The organism is Isoptericola croceus, assembly GCF_029382255.1.
Lineage (GTDB): Bacteria > Actinomycetota > Actinomycetes > Actinomycetales > Cellulomonadaceae > Isoptericola > Isoptericola croceus.
Genome location: NZ_JARLLG010000137.1, coordinates 1 through 280 on the forward strand (window position 1 = coordinate 1; position 280 = coordinate 280).

At 69.6% G+C, this 280-nt stretch carries 1 protein-coding gene; it reads right to left on the reverse strand.

Annotation, left to right across the window (positions count from 1 at the left end):
* Positions 1-280: hypothetical protein (locus PZC42_RS24450; protein ID WP_277214037.1), on the reverse strand; the 280-nt coding region annotated here is incomplete at both ends.

Consider the following 280-nt stretch of genomic DNA (forward strand, 5'->3'; position numbering starts at 1 on the left):
CTGCCTCACGATAAAGCTCCCCGCGATCCCGCCCAGCCCGTTACACGCCGTCACCGCCGCGGCGGTCGTGGCGCGCTTCCACTGCCCGACGACGTTGTTGGCCTGGTACGCGTTGAGCGCGGCCCAATTGGAGACGTACGCGCCCGTCGCGAGGAACGTGCCGACGTACCGCACGGCGACCTGCGTGGACGCGGGCAGACCGAACATCAGGAAGCCGGCGATGAGGCAGAGGGCGTTGAGCGTGATCAGGGGCCCGCGGATGCGGTAGGTGTCGCCGAGG